The organism is Candidatus Arsenophonus phytopathogenicus (assembly GCF_056113345.1).
The window spans coordinates 556,316-573,998 of record NZ_JBUIOB010000019.1; the positions used below are offsets into that span (position 1 = coordinate 556,316).

17 protein-coding genes and 4 pseudogenes are annotated in these 17,683 nt (G+C 39.4%); 4 read left to right on the top strand and 17 right to left on the bottom strand.

Annotated elements, in window-relative coordinates; genetic code table 11:
• Window positions 1-19 precede the first annotated feature (19 nt).
• The 10 genes from purF to AC01GB_RS17640 all read right to left on the bottom strand — a co-directional run bounded on the left by purF (window position 20) and on the right by AC01GB_RS17640 (window position 9,844).
• Window positions 20-1,531: an amidophosphoribosyltransferase gene (gene purF / locus AC01GB_RS17595; protein WP_474452880.1), complete on the bottom strand. Its 1,512-nt coding sequence runs from the start codon at window positions 1,529-1,531 to the stop codon at window positions 20-22.
• A 14-nt stretch (window positions 1,532-1,545) separates the two neighbouring features.
• Window positions 1,546-2,049, bottom strand: coding sequence for a colicin V production protein (gene cvpA / locus AC01GB_RS17600; RefSeq protein ID WP_474452881.1), 504 nt, complete (start codon window positions 2,047-2,049; stop codon window positions 1,546-1,548).
• Window positions 2,050-2,240: 191 nt separating this feature from the next.
• A complete protein-coding gene (gene dedD / locus AC01GB_RS17605; RefSeq protein ID WP_474452882.1) occupies window positions 2,241-2,858 on the bottom strand; it encodes a cell division protein DedD in 618 nt (205 codons plus the stop codon).
• On the bottom strand, window positions 2,848-4,149 hold the full coding sequence (gene folC / locus AC01GB_RS17610; RefSeq protein WP_474452940.1) for a bifunctional tetrahydrofolate synthase/dihydrofolate synthase: 1,302 nt from the start codon (window positions 4,147-4,149) through the stop codon (window positions 2,848-2,850). Before folC ends, dedD begins: the two co-directional genes overlap by 11 nt.
• Before the next feature lie 4 nt (window positions 4,150-4,153).
• Window positions 4,154-5,107 (bottom strand): acetyl-CoA carboxylase, carboxyltransferase subunit beta, encoded by a 954-nt coding sequence (gene accD / locus AC01GB_RS17615; RefSeq protein WP_474452883.1) that lies wholly within the window; start codon window positions 5,105-5,107, stop codon window positions 4,154-4,156.
• A 126-nt stretch (window positions 5,108-5,233) separates the two neighbouring features.
• Window positions 5,234-5,899 carry a DedA family protein gene (locus AC01GB_RS17620; protein WP_474452884.1) on the bottom strand — a complete coding sequence of 222 codons (666 nt, stop codon included), beginning with the start codon at window positions 5,897-5,899 and terminating at the stop codon, window positions 5,234-5,236.
• Between the two features lie 58 nt (window positions 5,900-5,957).
• A complete protein-coding gene (gene truA / locus AC01GB_RS17625) occupies window positions 5,958-6,773 on the bottom strand; it encodes a tRNA pseudouridine(38-40) synthase TruA (RefSeq protein WP_474452885.1) in 816 nt (271 codons plus the stop codon).
• Window positions 6,773-7,783, bottom strand: coding sequence for an aspartate-semialdehyde dehydrogenase (locus tag AC01GB_RS17630; protein WP_474452886.1), 1,011 nt, complete (start codon window positions 7,781-7,783; stop codon window positions 6,773-6,775). The genes truA and AC01GB_RS17630 overlap by 1 nt, the downstream gene beginning before the upstream one ends.
• A 33-nt stretch (window positions 7,784-7,816) precedes the next feature.
• Window positions 7,817-8,947, bottom strand: coding sequence for a 4-phosphoerythronate dehydrogenase PdxB (gene pdxB / locus AC01GB_RS17635; protein ID WP_474452887.1), 1,131 nt, complete (start codon window positions 8,945-8,947; stop codon window positions 7,817-7,819).
• Window positions 8,948-9,058: 111 nt separating this feature from the next.
• On the bottom strand, window positions 9,059-9,844 hold the full coding sequence (locus tag AC01GB_RS17640) for an AraC family transcriptional regulator (protein WP_474452888.1): 786 nt from the start codon (window positions 9,842-9,844) through the stop codon (window positions 9,059-9,061).
• Window positions 9,845-10,003: 159 nt separating this feature from the next.
• Here AC01GB_RS17640 and AC01GB_RS17645 point away from each other — a divergent pair.
• Window positions 10,004-10,879, top strand: a pseudogene (locus AC01GB_RS17645) (DMT family transporter).
• Window positions 10,880-10,965: 86 nt separating this feature from the next.
• On the opposite strand, the gene fabB reads toward AC01GB_RS17645, so the two are convergent.
• A complete protein-coding gene (fabB, locus tag AC01GB_RS17650) occupies window positions 10,966-12,186 on the bottom strand; it encodes a beta-ketoacyl-ACP synthase I (protein WP_474452889.1) in 1,221 nt (406 codons plus the stop codon).
• Window positions 12,187-12,392: 206 nt separating this feature from the next.
• Here fabB and AC01GB_RS17655 point away from each other — a divergent pair, with 206 nt between their 5' ends.
• The 3 genes and pseudogenes from AC01GB_RS17655 to mnmC1 form a co-directional block, all read left to right on the top strand.
• Entirely contained in the window at window positions 12,393-12,605 is a 213-nt protein-coding gene (locus AC01GB_RS17655) for a hypothetical protein (RefSeq protein ID WP_474452890.1), read from the top strand.
• Window positions 12,606-12,610: 5 nt separating this feature from the next.
• Window positions 12,611-13,089 (top strand): annotated as a pseudogene (locus AC01GB_RS17660) (MnmC family methyltransferase).
• 95 nt (window positions 13,090-13,184) lie between these two features.
• Window positions 13,185-13,799, top strand: a pseudogene (gene mnmC1, locus AC01GB_RS17665) (FAD-dependent 5-carboxymethylaminomethyl-2-thiouridine(34) oxidoreductase MnmC1); the annotation flags it as partial.
• A 293-nt stretch (window positions 13,800-14,092) separates the two neighbouring features.
• Here mnmC1 and AC01GB_RS17670 read toward each other — a convergent pair.
• The 6 genes and pseudogenes from AC01GB_RS17670 to prmB form a co-directional block, all read right to left on the bottom strand.
• On the bottom strand, window positions 14,093-14,374 hold the full coding sequence (locus AC01GB_RS17670) for a GNAT family N-acetyltransferase (protein ID WP_474452941.1): 282 nt from the start codon (window positions 14,372-14,374) through the stop codon (window positions 14,093-14,095).
• A 12-nt stretch (window positions 14,375-14,386) separates the two neighbouring features.
• Window positions 14,387-14,569, bottom strand: coding sequence for a hypothetical protein (locus AC01GB_RS17675; protein WP_474452891.1), 183 nt, complete (start codon window positions 14,567-14,569; stop codon window positions 14,387-14,389).
• A 59-nt stretch (window positions 14,570-14,628) separates the two neighbouring features.
• Window positions 14,629-14,897: pseudogene (locus tag AC01GB_RS17680) on the bottom strand (YfcL family protein).
• A gap of 30 nt (window positions 14,898-14,927) precedes the next feature.
• The gene (locus AC01GB_RS17685) at window positions 14,928-15,461 is read right to left on the bottom strand and encodes an elongation factor P hydroxylase (RefSeq protein WP_474452942.1); all 534 of its coding nucleotides are present in this window, start codon (window positions 15,459-15,461) and stop codon (window positions 14,928-14,930) included.
• Window positions 15,462-15,477: 16 nt separating this feature from the next.
• Window positions 15,478-16,560 (bottom strand): chorismate synthase, encoded by a 1,083-nt coding sequence (gene aroC / locus AC01GB_RS17690; RefSeq protein ID WP_474452892.1) that lies wholly within the window; start codon window positions 16,558-16,560, stop codon window positions 15,478-15,480.
• 85 nt (window positions 16,561-16,645) lie between these two features.
• Complete coding sequence (gene prmB, locus AC01GB_RS17695) at window positions 16,646-17,578, bottom strand: 50S ribosomal protein L3 N(5)-glutamine methyltransferase (RefSeq protein ID WP_474452893.1); 933 nt, start codon at window positions 17,576-17,578, stop codon at window positions 16,646-16,648.
• Window positions 17,579-17,683 lie beyond the last annotated feature (105 nt).

Here is a 17,683-nt window from a genome sequence, read left to right on the forward strand (position 1 = left end):
TTCAAACGATAACAAAAAGTTAACCTTCGTTGTAAATTTCCAAATTTTCAATTTCATTATGTTCTTTTAACTGATCGTCCTTACGCAGATTTTCCAGATAATCCAAGTAAGCTTGATCAATATCCTTGGTAACATAAACCCCATTAAAAACCGAACACTCGAAAGTGGTGATATCGGGATTTTCCTCCCTGACTGCGGCAATCAGATCAGTAAGATCCTGAAAAATTAAATCATCAGCACCGATAAGTTGACGAATTTCATCCACTTCACGCCCATGGGCAATCAATTCATTAGCGGACGGCATATCAATACCATAAACATTCGGAAAACGAACTTCTGGTGATGCCGAAGCAAAATAGACCTTTTTGGCCCCAGCTTCGCGTGCTAACTCAACAATTTGTTCAGAGGTTGTTCCGCGCACAATAGAGTCATCGACTAATAAAACATTTTTACCACGGAATTCGGCTCGATTGACATTCAGTTTACGACGTACCGACTTGCGTCTCTCCTGCTGTCCCGGCATGATAAAAGTGCGTCCCACATAACGATTTTTAACAAAACCTTGGCGATAGGGTTTACCCAAAATATAAGCTATTTCCAGTGCGCTATCACAAGATGTTTCAGGGATCGGGATCACAACATCAATCTCTAAATCCTGCCATTGACGGGCAATTTTGGCGCCCAATTTTTGCCCCATCCGCAACCGAGCTTTATTAACCGATATTTTATCGATAAAAGAATCTGGTCTGGCTAAATATACAAACTCAAACAGACAAGGGGTTAATTGTGGATTTTCTGCACATTGCCGACTATAACGCTCTCCCTGTTCAGTAATATAAATCGCTTCACCAGGCGCGACATCACGCAAGAACTCAAAACCAACGGTATCTAAAGCGACACTTTCCGAAGCAACCATGTACTCATTTTGACCGTCTTCCAATGTGCGCTTACCCAGCACCAGAGGGCGGATACCAAATGGGTCACGAAACGCCACTAAACCATGGCCAATAATCATTGCAACACAAGCATAAGCGCCACGAACTTTGTTATGCATCGCAGCAATAGCGGTAAAAATATCTTCTGCAGTCAGCGGAAAATGATCAAATTGATCCAATTCATGGGCAAGCACATTGAGCAAGATTTCTGAATCTGAAGAAGTATTTACATGCCGACGGGCCGTTTCAAATAACGTTTTTCTTAATTCATGTGCATTGGTCAAATTACCATTATGGGTCAATGTAATACCAAAAGGAGAATTAACATAAAAAGGTTGCGCTTCGGAAGCGCTGGAGCTACCCGCTGTTGGATAACGAACATGACCAATGCCCATTTTACCCCGCAAACACAGCATATGGCGGGCAGCAAATACATCTTTTACTAAGCCATTCGATTTACGTAGGCGAAATTGTTTATTTTCATCAATTGTTGCAATACCTGCAGCATCTTGCCCACGATGTTGAAGCACTGTTAGCGCATCATAAATTGATTGGTTAACTGGTGTAAAACCAGCAATACCGACAATACCGCACATCTACTTCTTCCTCATCAACCAAACGGAGTGATATTTTCAGGTAAAAAACTTGACGCATTTTTTAAATAATCAAAAAACCATCTAATAATATGACTAAATTGGGGTATCAATTCAGAACGTTGCCAATCTTCATTTTTTGGCAAGGGTGTAAAAGTATCCAGGAAAAACAGGATTGCCGACACAATTAATATACCGCGTAATACACCAAAACAGACGCCTAGCACGCGATCAGTACCTGATAATCCTGTTCGCTCAACTAACGAGCTAATCACATAATTGACTACCGCACCCACAATCAAAGTGGCGATAAATAAAATGGCAATTGCGATACCATTTCTAATCAGCGTGTCATCGAAGCGGGTGAGATAAGTCGCCAGATAAGGATAAAATTGGCTGGCAACAAAAAAAGCACAACCCCAAGTAATAAGTGACAAAGCTTCTCGTACAAAACCACGAATTAAACTAACCAAGGCCGAAAAGCAAATAATGGCAATAATAGCGTAATCAATCCAAACCATAATTTTAATCCAAAAAATTAAACATTCAGCATGGTCGAACGCATTCTAGCAGAAAACGAAAACGTTTGCGTTAGATATTTTGCTGAAAAGTAGCAATAAATTGCGGCGAAAAGATAAATCATGATCGCCGCAGGAATGATTAATATAACTGTTTAGTATCAATATGTTTTATCTATTAGTACATACCCATTTTACGGGTTATAACCGCGTATTTGCCCCTGTAAGCCGGTTAAATCTTTCAATTCCGACAAACTGGATTGCAATTTATCTCTCGAAGCATTTGGGCCAACAAAAATTCGAGTTAATTGACCATTAATTGGTAATGATGGCTCGGTATAAACCTGGTAGCCAGATAAACGTAATTTGGCAATAATCTCTTCCACTTTTGCTGCATTTTTCAGTACTGCCAACTGAATAACATAAGCCCGCGCCTGCGGTGCTTGAATTTTCTCATTTGACTTAGTGATATGTTCTGGCACTAACGCGGGTTTTTCAACTTTGACAGCTGGTTTAGACTTTGCTTGTTGTTGAGCGGACAGACTATCTGCTGATTTGGCCTTCGAATCAAAAGTGGCCTCAGAAATCATGGCTTCTGCAGCGCTCGCTGAAGATGTCGCTAGTGGCTTCGGATTAATCGGCGCAATAGGTTCAATTTCATATTCATCGCTGGCTTTAGGCACCAAAGGGATCGCGGCAAATTCAGTCTCATTATATTTCTTATTACCATCCAATAATATGGGTAATACAATAACACCAACTGCAACAATAACAATCGTTCCCACCAAACGGTTTTGAAACTTACTGGCCACTTAAACTTTCCTCTTTTGTCTGCAATTCCATAACCTCTGCAACAGTATGAAATGAGCCACAAACCAACACAATGTCCTGTTTGTCAGCCTCGGCCATAGCCTGCAACCAGGCATCTTTGACCGTCGCAAATTGGTATGGCGATTCAACATACTGCGCTAATTGCGCTGCATCGGCACCGCGTATCCCACTTAATGAAGCGAGATACCATTTATCAACCTGCGCAGCCAAATAAGATAAAGTACTTTTTATATCTTTATCGGCTAACATCGCTACAACAGCATGAACTTTAGTATTTTTCTGCCTGGGTAAGCGAGCTAGTCTATCGGCTAAATAAGCTGCCGCATGGGGATTATGCGCAACATCTAAAATTATACAAGGTTGCTCGCAGATAATTTGAAAACGACCTGGTAATTTCGCCTTAATCAATCCCTGCCGAATGGCAGACAATGATATCGCCTGCCCAATGGCATCACCCTGTTTGATTAAACAATCAATAATTGCCAATGCGGTTGCAGCATTGGCCAGTGGGACATTTGGCACAGGTAACTGTTTAAAATCGTGATCATGGGATCGCCAATGCCAATGATCATTTTGTAGCTCAAATTGCCAATCTACCCCACAACGAAATAACTTTGCCCCTAAGGTTTGAGCCACTTGATTAATAGACTGCGGCATATCCGGTTCACCCACAACCGCATAGCGCCCTGAGCGAAAAATACCGGCTTTTTCGTAGCCAATCTGTTCACGATCACCACCAAGCCAGTCAATGTGATCCAATGCAATACTAGTGATGGCAGCAATATCCGCATCGACGATATTGGTTGCATCTAACCGTCCACCCAAACCAACTTCTAAAATAACCACATCAAGTTTAGCTTGTTTAAATAACTGTAAAGCAGCTAAGGTGCCATATTCAAAATAGGTCAGCGTTGTTGTGCCGCGTTTCGATTCAATATCGGCAAAAACCCGACAAAACTCAGCTTCAGGTAACATTTTACCCTGGATCCTAACGCGCTCAGTATAATCTAACAGGTGAGGAGAACTATAAACGCCGACTTTTAATCCTGCTTCGATTAAAATAGATTCCAATGTATGGCAAGTCGTTCCTTTACCATTAGTGCCAGCAACCGTAACGACTTTCGGGGCGGGATATGAAAGATCCAGCTGTCGAGCAACGACACCAACCCGCTCAAGCCCCATATCGATAATTTTGCTATGTTGCTGGGTTAAATAAGTTAACCAGGCAGCTAAAGAAGAGGTTACCCCTGGTATCATCAAGGGTTCAGATATCTTCTCATTTTTGATCTGATTTGTTGTCAATTTCGGGTTTCTCACGATAGGGTGGATCCAGATCATCCTCAACTAAGGTAATCACATCAGTTTGACTTGCATCTTGAACGGTTTGATGAGTGAGCATTGCCAGTATTTCGGCTAATTTATCCCTCATTTCAGGCCGTCTGACAATCATATCAATCGCACCTTTTTCAATCAGAAATTCACTGCGCTGAAAACCTGGTGGCAATTTTTCACGTACCGTTTGCTCAATAACCCGAGGACCAGCAAAGCCGATTAACGCTTTAGGTTCGGCAACATTAATATCGCCTAACATGGCTAAACTTGCTGATACACCGCCCATAGTTGGATCGGTAAGTACTGAGATATAGGGAAGCCCTCGTTCCTGCATCTTCGCCAGTGCCGCACTGGTCTTTGCCATTTGCATTAAGGACATTAATGCTTCTTGCATGCGAGCACCGCCACTGGCAGAAAAACAAACTAACGGACAATTATCTTCCAGTGCTTGATCTACCGCACGCACAAAACGTGCACCAACAACTGAAGCCATTGAACCGCCCATAAAAGCAAATTCAAAAGCGGCTACAATGACCGGCATACCTTTAAGCGAGCCTTTCATCACTATTAAAGCATCTTTTTCATGTGTCGCTTTTTGTGCTGCTGATATGCGATCTTTATATTTCTTGGAATCACGAAATTTTAAAATATCTTTCGGCTCTAATTCACTACCTAATTCAGCCGTGGTTCCTTCATCAAGAAAAGAGGCCAGACGTTGACGGGCCGAAATACGCATATGATGATCACATTTTGGACATACGGCTAAATTACTTTCTAATTCAGCGCGATAGAGTACTTGCCCGCAACTATCACATTTTGTCCAAACCCCTTCAGGGATACTCGCTTTACGGGTCTGGCTAATATTGCTTTTATTAAGAATCTTTTCAATCCAGCTCATTAATAGACCTTTCTGTCTGAAATTACATTATCAGTCTCATTATTATGTTAATCATTAAACCACAATGACAAAGCATAGTGGATAAAAAACTGATCAAACCTGCTAATGACTATCTATTTTTTTGGTTTAACAACCTGTTTTTTTCTTTATTGATGATCGACGATAACGCCAAATCTCAATAATACCCGGCAGAATAGAAATTAAAATAATTGCCACAATTAATAATTTTAAATTCTGCTGAACAATTGGCAAATCACCAAAAAAGTAACCCGCGTAAGTAAATAATAGAACCCATATTAAAGCCCCGGCCACATTATAAAAAGCAAAATGCCGATATGACATTTTTCCTATCCCTGCGACAAATGGAGCAAACGTTCTAATGATAGGTATAAATCTAGTTAAAATAATCGCTTTAACACCATGTTTTTCATAAAATTGGTGTGTTTTTTCCAAATAAACCCGTCGAAAAATTTTTGAATTAGGATTGCTAAATAGACGCTCGCCGAATAAACGACCAATAATATAATTAACCGCATCACCAATAATTGCTGCAATAATTATTAATACTACTATTAAATGAACATTAAGATCATTGCTCTCCAGTGCCGTTAATGCCCCAGCAACAAATAATAGGGAGTCACCCGGTAAAAAAGGCGTAAAAATTAATCCAGTTTCACAAAATACTATCAAAAATAGAATGGCATATAGCCAAATTCCATATTCAGCAACCAGCTCAGCTAAATGAAGATCGATGTGTATAATAAAATCAATAATAAAAGTAATAAATTCCATAAAAAATCCAACAGTTGACAGCTTCAGCGCTGTGTAATTAAACGCAAAATTAAATTCATTATTCTGGTAAAAAAAGCGGTCCTACGATCGTTGTAGGTAATTTATATTTTGCCGGATAATCGACAGCAACTAAATAGAGCCCCTCTGCTTTTGCAGTCGCCGCCGCTTTTGTTCTATCTTTCAATGCTAAAAGCTCTGCTACCCAACTAATATCCTGATCACCACACCCTACTGCCAGCAAACTACCAACAATATTGCGTACCATATGATGAACAAAGGCATTAGCTTTAATATCAACCACAATATAGTCACCATAACGGTTGACATGAACATGCTTTATATTACGCCAAGGTGATTTAGATTGACACTGAATAGCCCTGAATGAAGTAAAATCCTGCTCCCCAACCAATGCCTGAGCGGCAAGATGCATTTTTTGCGCATCTAAGGGGGCATGGTAATGCGTTACGCCTGCGGCTAATATCGCAGGTCTAAGTCGATGATTGCAAATAATATAACGATATCGACGCGCAGTGGCAGAAAAACGAGCATGAAAATCTGGCTCAACAATTTTGCACCACTGTACTGCAATGTCGGATGGTAAGTAACTATTAAGCCCCATCGTCCAGGCAGAATCTTTACGCATGACAGATGTTTCAAAATGGATAACCTGACCAGTCGCATGCACACCTGCATCAGTGCGCCCGGCGCAATAAACATGGATAGATTCATTGGCAACTTTTGTTAGCGCGAACTCCAAACAAGCTTGAATACTTTTTACCTGTTGCTGACGCTGCCAACCATAATAATGGCTACCATCATACTCAATGCCTAACGCAATTTTGGCCATCGACAAAGGGGGTTGCTTCTCCAACATTAATAATATTGCTCCTGCACTAATCGCTCCGCAGTTTCTATTAACATTCGAGCACCACCAAATCGGGTATTATCGGCAACCGACCAAAACTGTAATATCTCAGGTGCACCATAATCATTACGCATACAACCAATACTTAATCGATCACTACCTGAAGCATCGGTTACTTGAGTTGGAAAATCATCTTCGCAAACTAGCTCAATATCATCAAATTGAGCAATTTCTTGCCAGGCATCTTGTACAGTCATTGGACGTAATGTTTCCACATGAACCACTTGTGCATTGCCATAAAAAACCGGTGCTTGTAAGCAACTGACAATAATGGATAACCCATCATTTTGTAAAATTTTACGCACTTGATCAACTAGACTGCGATCCTGTGGTGCAGAGCCTTCATCATCACTTAATAATGGTAATAGATTAAATGCTAGCTGCTTAATAAAACGTTCATTATCAACGGGTAAACCGTTTAATAATCGGGCACTTTGACCCGCAAATTCATCCACTGCACTTTTGCCATGCACCGAAACTGAAAACAGATTGGTTAAAATTAAACGATGAATGCCGGCAACATTAATTAGCGGTTTAACGGCGACTAACAACTGACTGACATAGCTATCAGCAACGGCAATAATATTACGGTTACGATAATTAGCCAAGAAATGGGGATTAACACTCGGTACCACTAATGGAATATCTGGTTCCAGCGCAAATAAACCACTACTATCAATGACAATACAACCATCTTGCGCTGCTTGCTCTGCATAACGAGCGGACGCTTCCTTACCAGCAACAAAAAAAGCTAATTGCACCTGTGTCCAGTCAAATAATTGAGCATCAATAACCGTATATTGCTTGCCATTAAAACGAATGCTTTCTCCCGCATTATTTTCACTGGCCAATAGAAATAACTCACCAACAGGAAACTGACGTTCTTGTAATAAACTCAATACGGCCTCTCCGACCGCACCAGTAGCACCTAATAGTGCAATATTCCAACCTTCTGTCATGTTGGTTTTCTCCAATTTCATTAGCATGTTTAATCAAATTAATTTGGTATTGAAGCCTAGCATTTTTAGTGCATTCGCGGCATCAACATCATTACAACTCACTCTAAGAGATGACCATTCACGGCGTTCTGGATAATATTTACGCAGATGATCAAACTGGCCAGCAAGCTGGGCAATTTTTCTTAATGACGCATCATCACGACGGACATCATAAACTAAATGCACTAAACGTTTTAAACTTGCCTGCGTTAATTCACCGCTAAAAGTAATTTCATTAAACTCTGCACTAGGTAATAAATCAGCTAGTTTAATTTGCTGTTCTTGGCCTAAAAACTGGCTAAATGCGGTAAAAATCTGGCTGGTACCGCGTGCTTTACCTTCCAGAGAATAGCCAGCAATATGTGGCGTGCCAATTCTAGTTTTAGCTAACAAAGGTAGGGAAATAGAGGGTTCATATTGCCAAACATCTAATATAACGTCGATTTTCTTACCATTTTCTAAGGCTGCTAACAATGCCTGATTATCAACAACTGATCCGCGGCTAGTATTTAGTAAAATACGTCCTGCCGGCATAGCTGCAAGCAACTCTTCATTTAATAAATGATAAGATGAATAACGGCCAGATTTATTTAACGGGGTATGAAAAGTTAAAATATCCGCCTGACTAACTAATTTTTCCAGCGGCCAAAGTTGCTCATTATTATTGGCAGCGTCTGCACGAGGTGGATCACAAAGTAACGTATTCACGCCCCAAACCTTTAAACGCGCATTAAGACGACTGCCAACATTACCAACCCCAACAATACCGACCGTTTTTTCTCGCAAATCAAAGCAATCACGTTCAGCCAGTACCAATAAAGCGGAAAAAACATACTCTACCACCGCTGTCGCATTACAACCAGGAGAGGCAGAAAAAGCGATGCCCGCTTGCGCTAACCATTGCCTATCAACATGATCAAATCCGGCCGTTGCAGTACCAACAAATTTTACCTTACTCTCTTTAAGTAATGCTTCATTGACTTGAGTAACAGAACGCACCATTAAAGCATCCGCTGTTGCTAGCTCTGACGATGAGATTGAACGCCCAGAAACTGCCTTGACTTCACCCATTGTTTGAAACAATTGTGTTGCGTAAGGCATATTTTCATCAACCAATATTTTCACTTATTTAATGCCCAATTATATTTATCAAAATTAGCCCATCTTTTTTTACTATTCGATAAGGTAACAAGTTGCTATTTTGCCATGTTAATGAAATAAATCCTAACAGCCGGTTTAGTCACCGTCACTTTTTTGTCGAAAACGTTCTGGTGTTGTGCCTGAAATCTGCTGAAACATGGTAATAAAAGCCGAGGAAGAACTATAACCGACATCAAAAGCCACCTGATGGACACTATTACCTTGTTCTAATTTCATTATGGCATGTAAAAAACGTAATCGCTGGCGCCATTCACTAAATGACATCCCCAGCTCCTGCTGACAACGGCGTGACAAGGTACGTTCTGAGGTATATACCCGCTTGGCCCATATAGCTAAAGCGGTATTATCGGCTGGATTTTGCTGTAATTGCGCTAAAATAAGTGCTAAAAATTTATCCTTACTGGCAGGTAAATAGGTTTTTTGAATAGGTGAACGTTTTAATTGATCAATCAAAATATTGGCTAAGCGCATATCTTCTACGGTGTTAGGTTGGCTTATCTGACGTGTATAAAAATCTAATAATATGGTATGAAAAATAGCTGTTTGACGAATAATACACGGTTTTTTACACAGAACATGACTAAGTGTCTGAGAAATATCTAATATATTAAACTTAACACTTTTTTTGTTGTAAGTGGCATGTTCAACACCGCTTGGGATCCAGATACAAAATTCCGGCGGAGCAATATAATGTTGAGCAGCAACTTGCATCTCTATAATACCTTTAACCACATCAATTAATTGGCCAAAGTTATGGCGATGTAATTTACACTCAGTATCACCTAACAATTCATTATTACGAAAAACTATGGATTCTGGCTCAATAATATTTGGTTCAAGTATATATTTGATTTTTTCCATCACAGTAATATTGGCAGAAAGAACGGATCGTTTGTCTTATTATAAATATATGTAATAAATCAGACAATGCTAAAATAGCAAAATTATTACCAAATGATAGATATGACTAAATAATGAAAAATTTTCTTTTTCCCCCTTTTTGCAGTTTTATTATGATCAATTAATGCAGTCGTAAGTAAAGCAGCTGCAAATGTCATTGACCCTGCGGCTATTTCCTTTTATCGCTGGTTATTGGCGTTTTTATTACTTACCCCTTTTATGATCAAAGGGATAGTTAAAAATCGCGCAGTAGTGATGCAATATGGCTGGAAACTTTTTATTTTAAGGGCACTTGGCATGGTGCTTTACCAAAGTTTGGCTTATTATGCTTCACACACGGTCAGCGCAACCTTTATGGGAGTATTAAATTCGGTTATTCCTTTGTTAACGGTGATACTCAGTATTCTTGTGCTACGCACTATTCCTACTATTGGTATTGTAATCGGTACCCTCTTATCCTTAATTGGGCTTATCTGGCTTATCAGTCAAGGTGATCCAATGATATTTTTTATGCAGGAAATGAATAGCGGGCAATTACTCATGTTTATCGCTGCTCTCTCTTATTCTCTATATGGTGTATTAACCAAGCATTGGGCAACCCCATTACCCAATTGGCAATCACTTTATATCCAAATTAGCTTTGCGGTGATCCTACTATTGCCTAATTTTTTACTGGCTAAAACAGTAGAAATTACCGCAGCAAATATTAATTTGATCTTGTTTGCCGGCATTGCCGCCTCGCTGATTGCACCCTACTTATGGATCCAGGGTGTATTTCGACTTGGCGCTAATACAACTACAATATTTATGAATCTGGCACCGGTATTTACAGCCATTATCGCTGCCTATTTTTAAATGAAAAAATGCACAGCTACCATTTAATTGGTGGTGGTATAGTGAGTGCTACTCGGTGTTATTTTAGCGCAGCAATTACGCGCGCCATTGACGCAGCTTTTTAACCATCTCCGTTGTAACATTAATAAAAAAGAACAATAACTTATTAAATCAATTAATTATACCAAAAAAATAAAAAAACCTACTGATAGATTATCAGTAGATTGTTGTTTTTCTTGGTAAAATAATTATGAATGGTATTTACTCATTACCAACGACGCATTAGTTCCACCAAAACCAAAGCTATTTGACATTACAGTATTTAATTTCTTATCAGTGGGTTGCGTAATAATATTCATTGCTTGCGCTTTTTCATCCAAATTATCAATATTGATGCTTGGAGCAATAAATCCATGCTCTAACATTAACAAACTATAAATAGCTTCATGTACCCCTGCCGCGCCCAGAGAATGACCAGTCATTGCTTTAGTCGCTGAAATCGCTGGCGTATTAGTACCAAACACTTCAGTAATTGCTTCTAGCTCTTTTGTATCGCCAACTGGCGTTGAAGTTCCATGAGTATTGATATAATCAACCTGTTCGACATCTGCCAATGCCATTTTCATACACCGCACCGCACCCTCACCTGAAGGAACAACCATATCATAACCGTCTGAAGTCGCTCCATAACCAACAATTTCAGCGTAAATATGTGCGCCACGTGCCAAAGCATGCTCTAACTCTTCCACAACAACGATACCGCCACCACCAGCGATCACAAAACCATCCCGATCCTGATCATAGGTACGAGAAGCTTTTTCTGGGGTTGCATTATATTTGGTAGATAATCCTCTCATTGCATCAAATTCACAGGTTAATTCCCAGCTTAGTTCTTCACCTCCACCAGCAAAAACAACATCCTGTTTACCTAATTGGATCAATTCAACTGCATGGCCAATACAGTGGGCTGAAGTTGAGCAAGCAGAGCTAATAGAATAATTAACGCCCTTAATTTTAAACGGTGTGGCTAAACAAGCTGAAACACCAGAAGCCATTGCTTTGGTCACCATATAAGGACCAACACCACGCAATCCTTTGGCACGCATACCATCAGAACCAGCCACTTGATTACGGGGCGAACCGCCACCAGAACCAGCAACTAAACCGGTACGAATATTTGAGATCTGCTCTTCTGTCAGTTTAGCGTCTTGAATTGCCTCTTCCATCGCCAAGTAGGCATAAATAGAACAATCACTCATAAAACGAAGAATTTTGCGGTCAATCTTTTGTTTAATATCATCTTCCGTCAGCTGAATATTACCCCAGACATGGCTGCGTAAACCCATTTCTTTAAATTCTTCTGAAAACCTGATGCCAGAACGACCCGCTTTCAGGGAAGCCAGTACCTCTTGCTGGTTGTTACCTATGCTGGAGACAATGCCCAGACCAGTGATGACTGCACGTTTCATTGCTTATATTACCTCATAGTCGAAATTCATTTACTGAGAGCTTAGTCTGTTACTTTAGCTTACACTTGTAAGCTGAACAAGCCCGATCAGGTAAAATTTTGTAGAAAATATTATCTTGGCTAACTTTTATATTTTGCGATAGCTAGCGCACTCAGGTTAAATTCGTTAAAATTGGCTGATTATTTAATAATATTGCAGATAATTTTATGAATACAAATGAGATCAGACAAGCTAAATTAAGCTGGAACGAGCAATATATCCCTATCTCTGAACATTTTGGTGATGTCTATTATTCTAATCAAAATGGTTTAGAAGAATCGCGTTATGTGTTCTTAGCCGGTAATCAGTTACCAAATCGCTTTTTTCTCACTCAGCAAAACAATATGTTATTGCAGAGACTGGTTTTGGTACTGGGCTAAACTTTATGGCAGTCTGTCAGTTATTTACTCAGTTTCGCCAACAAGCGCCTAACAACCAGTTACAACTTTTACACTATATCAGTTTTGAAAAATATCCTTTGTCCATTACTGATTTGCTAAGAGTTCATCAATGTTGGCCTGAACTCGCCATTTTTTCTAAACAAATTTGTCAACAATGGCCTCAGTCGTTACCAGGTTGTCATAGAATAGTTATGGAAAATGGGGCAATTATTCTCGATCTCTATTTTGGCGATATAAATATACAATTACCTCAATTAAAATCTAATTTTTTCAACAAAATAGATAGTTGGTTTTTAGACGGTTTTGCTCCAGATAAAAAACTCAAATGTGTAGTGAACAACTGTTCACTACAATGGCAAATTGGGGACGTGATGGTTGTACTTTTGCTACCTTTACTTCTGCCGGTATCGTTCGCCCTGGATTAGAAAAAGCCGGTTTTCAAGTAAAAAAATCAACGGTTTAGTACAGTTAGCTTATGACGTAAAAAGCCGACAAAAAATCAATCAAATATTAACAAAAAATTGACCAGCTGATTTTCCACACCATGAAACTCGACAAACATTACAAACCATTTATGGTGTTGATGTTAACCATGATGGCATCTACTATCCAGCTGTTGGCTGGTTATGTCCAGCTGAGCTAACATCCAATAGTTGGCAATATGGGCAACAACAAGGTTTAATAAGTCATTTTAATCATCGTCTTATTCAGCTTGAAAATAGTGCCGCTGGCTGGAAGTTGCTATTTAAACAAGGAGATATGCAACGACAAATAACCCATAAAACCGTCATTATCGCTAATGGTCATCAACTGCCTTTATTTTCTCAAACGGAAAAATTACCCGTTAGTGCTGTTCGCGGGCAAATGAGTCATATTCCGACCACACCGATACTCAAGCAACTGCAAACAACACTCTGTTATGCCGGATATATAACACCCACTCATCATCAATATCATTGTTTAGGCGATAGCTATAAACGTCATCAACTCACGATAAAATATTCCAAATTGGAGCAACAAGAAAACCATGCTCGTTTATTAACCTGTTTGCCTGATGTTGGATGGACAAAAGAAATTGATATCAGCCAAAATGCATCACGCCAAAGCATCCGCTGTGTTACACCTGATCATCTACCGATGTTGATCAACTTATTCTTCAATATGCACAGCTAGATAAACAGCTCAGTGAGCAACAGCATATTTTGCAAGCCCCAATCTATTTGTTATTGGCGCATTAGGCGCAAGAGGATTATGTAGTGCGCCAATTTGCGCAGAGCTACTTTGCAGTCAAATTTTTGCTGAACCATTGCCTTTTGACGATGATATATTGGCAAATCTCAATCCTAACCGTTTTTGGATCAGAAAATTATTACAAGGCCGGGCGGTTAAACTGGATAATTAGCTTTCTAGCAAAAAAAAAAAAAAAAATTTAATCTCCATTAAAGGATGTACTGAATTGCACAACGTTAGGATGCAGTAAATCCATAAGCCACCTCTTTTTTTAAGATAGCTTGTAGTGACAGAGTTAACTTTTCAACCGAAATAATTGTGAAGCCCAATTTCTGATAATAAACACCATTCCAAGAAACATCACAAAAAGTGGTTAAAGTAACATGATCACAGTTTAGTTGTTTTGCTTGTATAATAACTTTTTGCAGTAAAGCCTTACCAATTCCTTTTCTCTGCCATCGGCTATCAACAGATAATTCCCAAATATGCAAAGCTTGTTCCATTACTTCAACCTCAATGAAACCAAGAAGCTACTGCTCAACTGCCACCCAACAATCATCATCAACAATAAATTCTAAATGTTGGTTAACAGATTTGCTTTGTGCATCAGCAACCCAAGCAAGCGCTGGAATTTGACGGAATATGGCTGCTGCAGAACGTTCAATATTGACTAACTTTTCTGCTTCATCGGATACTGCCAATCTTATCAACATCGTTACCCCATTTTAAAAAAGTGCAACAATACGTTGTTTAAATTTATTTGCTTTTTTGCTTATCGAGCGGCATTTTCTAACAACATCCTCCAAGTATTTAATATCAATCGTTGATCAGGGGGACTTAATTCACCCGCCTTAATTGCTTTGTCAACACTCGCTTCGACACGCTCAGAAAGCGCTTCAATATTATTTTTATTTTCAGTTTCTAATTCAGCAATGGCTAATGTCCACGTAAATAACCGCCAGCAAAAAGTTCATCTTAACTAGCATCATCAACATTATTATCAATTTGCGTTAAAATACGTGTTTCCAATTCCGCAAGCATGCTTTTGTGCCTTTATACTAACTAAATTTTTTACGGCTCTTCGGGGTAAATAAAATTTTTCTTCACCAAGGGAGGCATATTATAAAACAACTGTAGAGCTTGAATAAATCTCTCAGCTCTGGCTGGAATACCATTTGTAAGGTAGTTCAGCACCTGCCGATAGACTTTACGCTGAAAAGCATGCCGGCCTGGCTCAAAATTAGCGGCCAAATTATCGCAACTAACATTAAAGGGAAAGTCTGACGCCACACAAAACATCCATTCAAGTGCTTGCGGTTTGACTTCAACATTCTCAAAAGCGCTTTGTGTTTGCTCATTTCGCCCATCTGGATAATACCAATAACCAAAATCTATTTGTTGACGTCTAGTTTCTTCGGCAATACACCAGTGGGAAATTTCGTGTAAAGCACTAGCATAAAAGCCGCGAGCAAAAATAATCCGATGATACGGTATCTTATCATCTGCAGGTAGATAGATAGGTTCATCATCTCCTTTAATTAAACGTGTGCGATACTCTTTCTCAAAACAAATACTAAAAATGTTAATTAGATGATTATAATTTATGTTCTTTCATTAATATTTATATCATACGATTAAAAGCTAATTCACCACATTGAGCCCGATGACGTAAAAAATGATCGATAAGCACGATTGCCATCATCGCTTCTGCTATCGGTACCGCTCGGATACCAACACAGGGATCATGACGTCCTTTTGTAACTACTTCGACCTCATCACCTTGCCAATTAATCGTTCTACCCGGTATGCTAATACTCGAAGTTGGTTTTAAGGCTAAATGGGCTATAATCGGTTGACTACTACTTATGCCACCTAAGATGCCACCGGCATGATTACTGACAAATCCATCACGGGTTATTTCATCCCGATTTTCACTCCCTTTTAATGTAACCACCTTAAAACCTGCACCAATTTCAACCCCTTTAACTGCATTAATACTCATCATTGCATGGGCAATATCCGCATCCAATCGATCAAAAACAGGTTCACCTAATCCAGCCGGGACATGTTCAGCAATGACGGTTACTTTAGTACCAATAGAATTACCTTCTTTTTTCAATGAACGTAATAAAGCGTCAATTGCCTCCAATTTTGTTGCATCAGGACAAAAGAAAGGATTCTGTTCAACCAAATCCCAATCCTTTAATTCACAACAAATATCTCCCATTTGACTTAAGTAAGCCCGAACGGTTATACCTAGTTTTTGTTGCAAATATTTTTTTGCGATCGCGCCGGCAGCAACACTCATCGCCGTTTCACGCGCTGAAGATCGCCCACCACCACGATAGTCACGTAAACCATATTTTTGTTGATAGGTATAATCTGCATGCCCAGGACGAAAAATATCTTTGATCTCACTATAATCCTGCGGCCGTTGATCCTGATTTTCAATCAACAAACCAATGGGTGTTCCTGTCGTTATGCCATTAAAAACGCCGGATAAAATTTTAACCTGATCAAGTTCACGCCGTTGAGTTGTATAACGAGAAGTGCCAGGCCGACGACGATCTAAGTCGGTTTGCAGATCTTTTTCTGATAATGCCATACCAGGCGGAACGCCATCAACAATGCAGCCTAACGCCAGACAATGCGATTCACCAAAAGTGGTAACACGAAAAAGCTGTCCAATCGAATTTCCTGCCATCCCTTTGTTTCCTCTTTTTCTCATTCATTACAATAATTAATAAATAAATAAATTATTTTATTGTATGAAAAAATGTCATTACCCGTTAATCGATAAATAATTTAAATTTTTCTTGATGTTCAATAAGTTGTTTCTGCGTTAGCATGAATACACCATCGCCCCGCTGTTCGAACTTCAACCAAGTAAAAGGAATATCTGGATATTGCTCAATAAGGTGTAACATACTATTACCAACTTCACAAATAAGCACCCCATTGTCCGTTAGGAAACGTGGAGCATTAGCTAGAATTCTTCTGACAAGTTTTAAACCATCAGAGCCCGCTGCAAGGGCTAATTTAGGCTCTACCAGATATTCAGCTGGTAAATCAGACATATCTTCAGCATCCACATACGGTGGATTAGTAACCATTAAATCATATTTAATCATAGGCATATTCAAAAACAAGTCTGAACGAATAGGTACTATCAGTTCAGAGAACCCATGAACGGCAATATTTTGTTCAGCTACCGCCAATGCATCAGCAGAAATATCAACCGCATCAATTTGCGCTTGCGGAAATTGATAGGCACAGGCAATAGCAATACATCCACTACCCGTGCACATATCTAAAATAGTTACAGGTTCATAATCAATGATGCCGGCAAAATGCTTATTAATCAGTTCTCCTATAGGAGAACGTGGGATCAAAACGCGTTCATCAACATAAAATTCATGTCCGCAAAACCAGGCTTTATTGGTTAAATAAGCAACAGGGATATGTTCATTAACACGGCGTAACACCCGCTCAACGATACGATGACATTCACTTAAAGTCAGACGAGAAGCCCATAATTGTTGAGGGATATCTAAGGGCAAAAAAAGTGATGGCAAAACAAGTTGTAAAGCTTCATCCCAACAATTATCTGTTCCATGACCGTAATAAATATTTGCTGCATTAAACCGACTAATTACCCAACGCAACATATCTTGGATGGTATGTAGTTCCGCAACCGCTTCATCAACAAAAATCTTGTCCAAAACGCCTCCTAGCCAATACAAAGTTCATATATTTAATCCCGATAGTCTGCCACGAACTACTTAACAAATCAGCTTATTGTTAAGGAATTTTATAGCAATCTCATT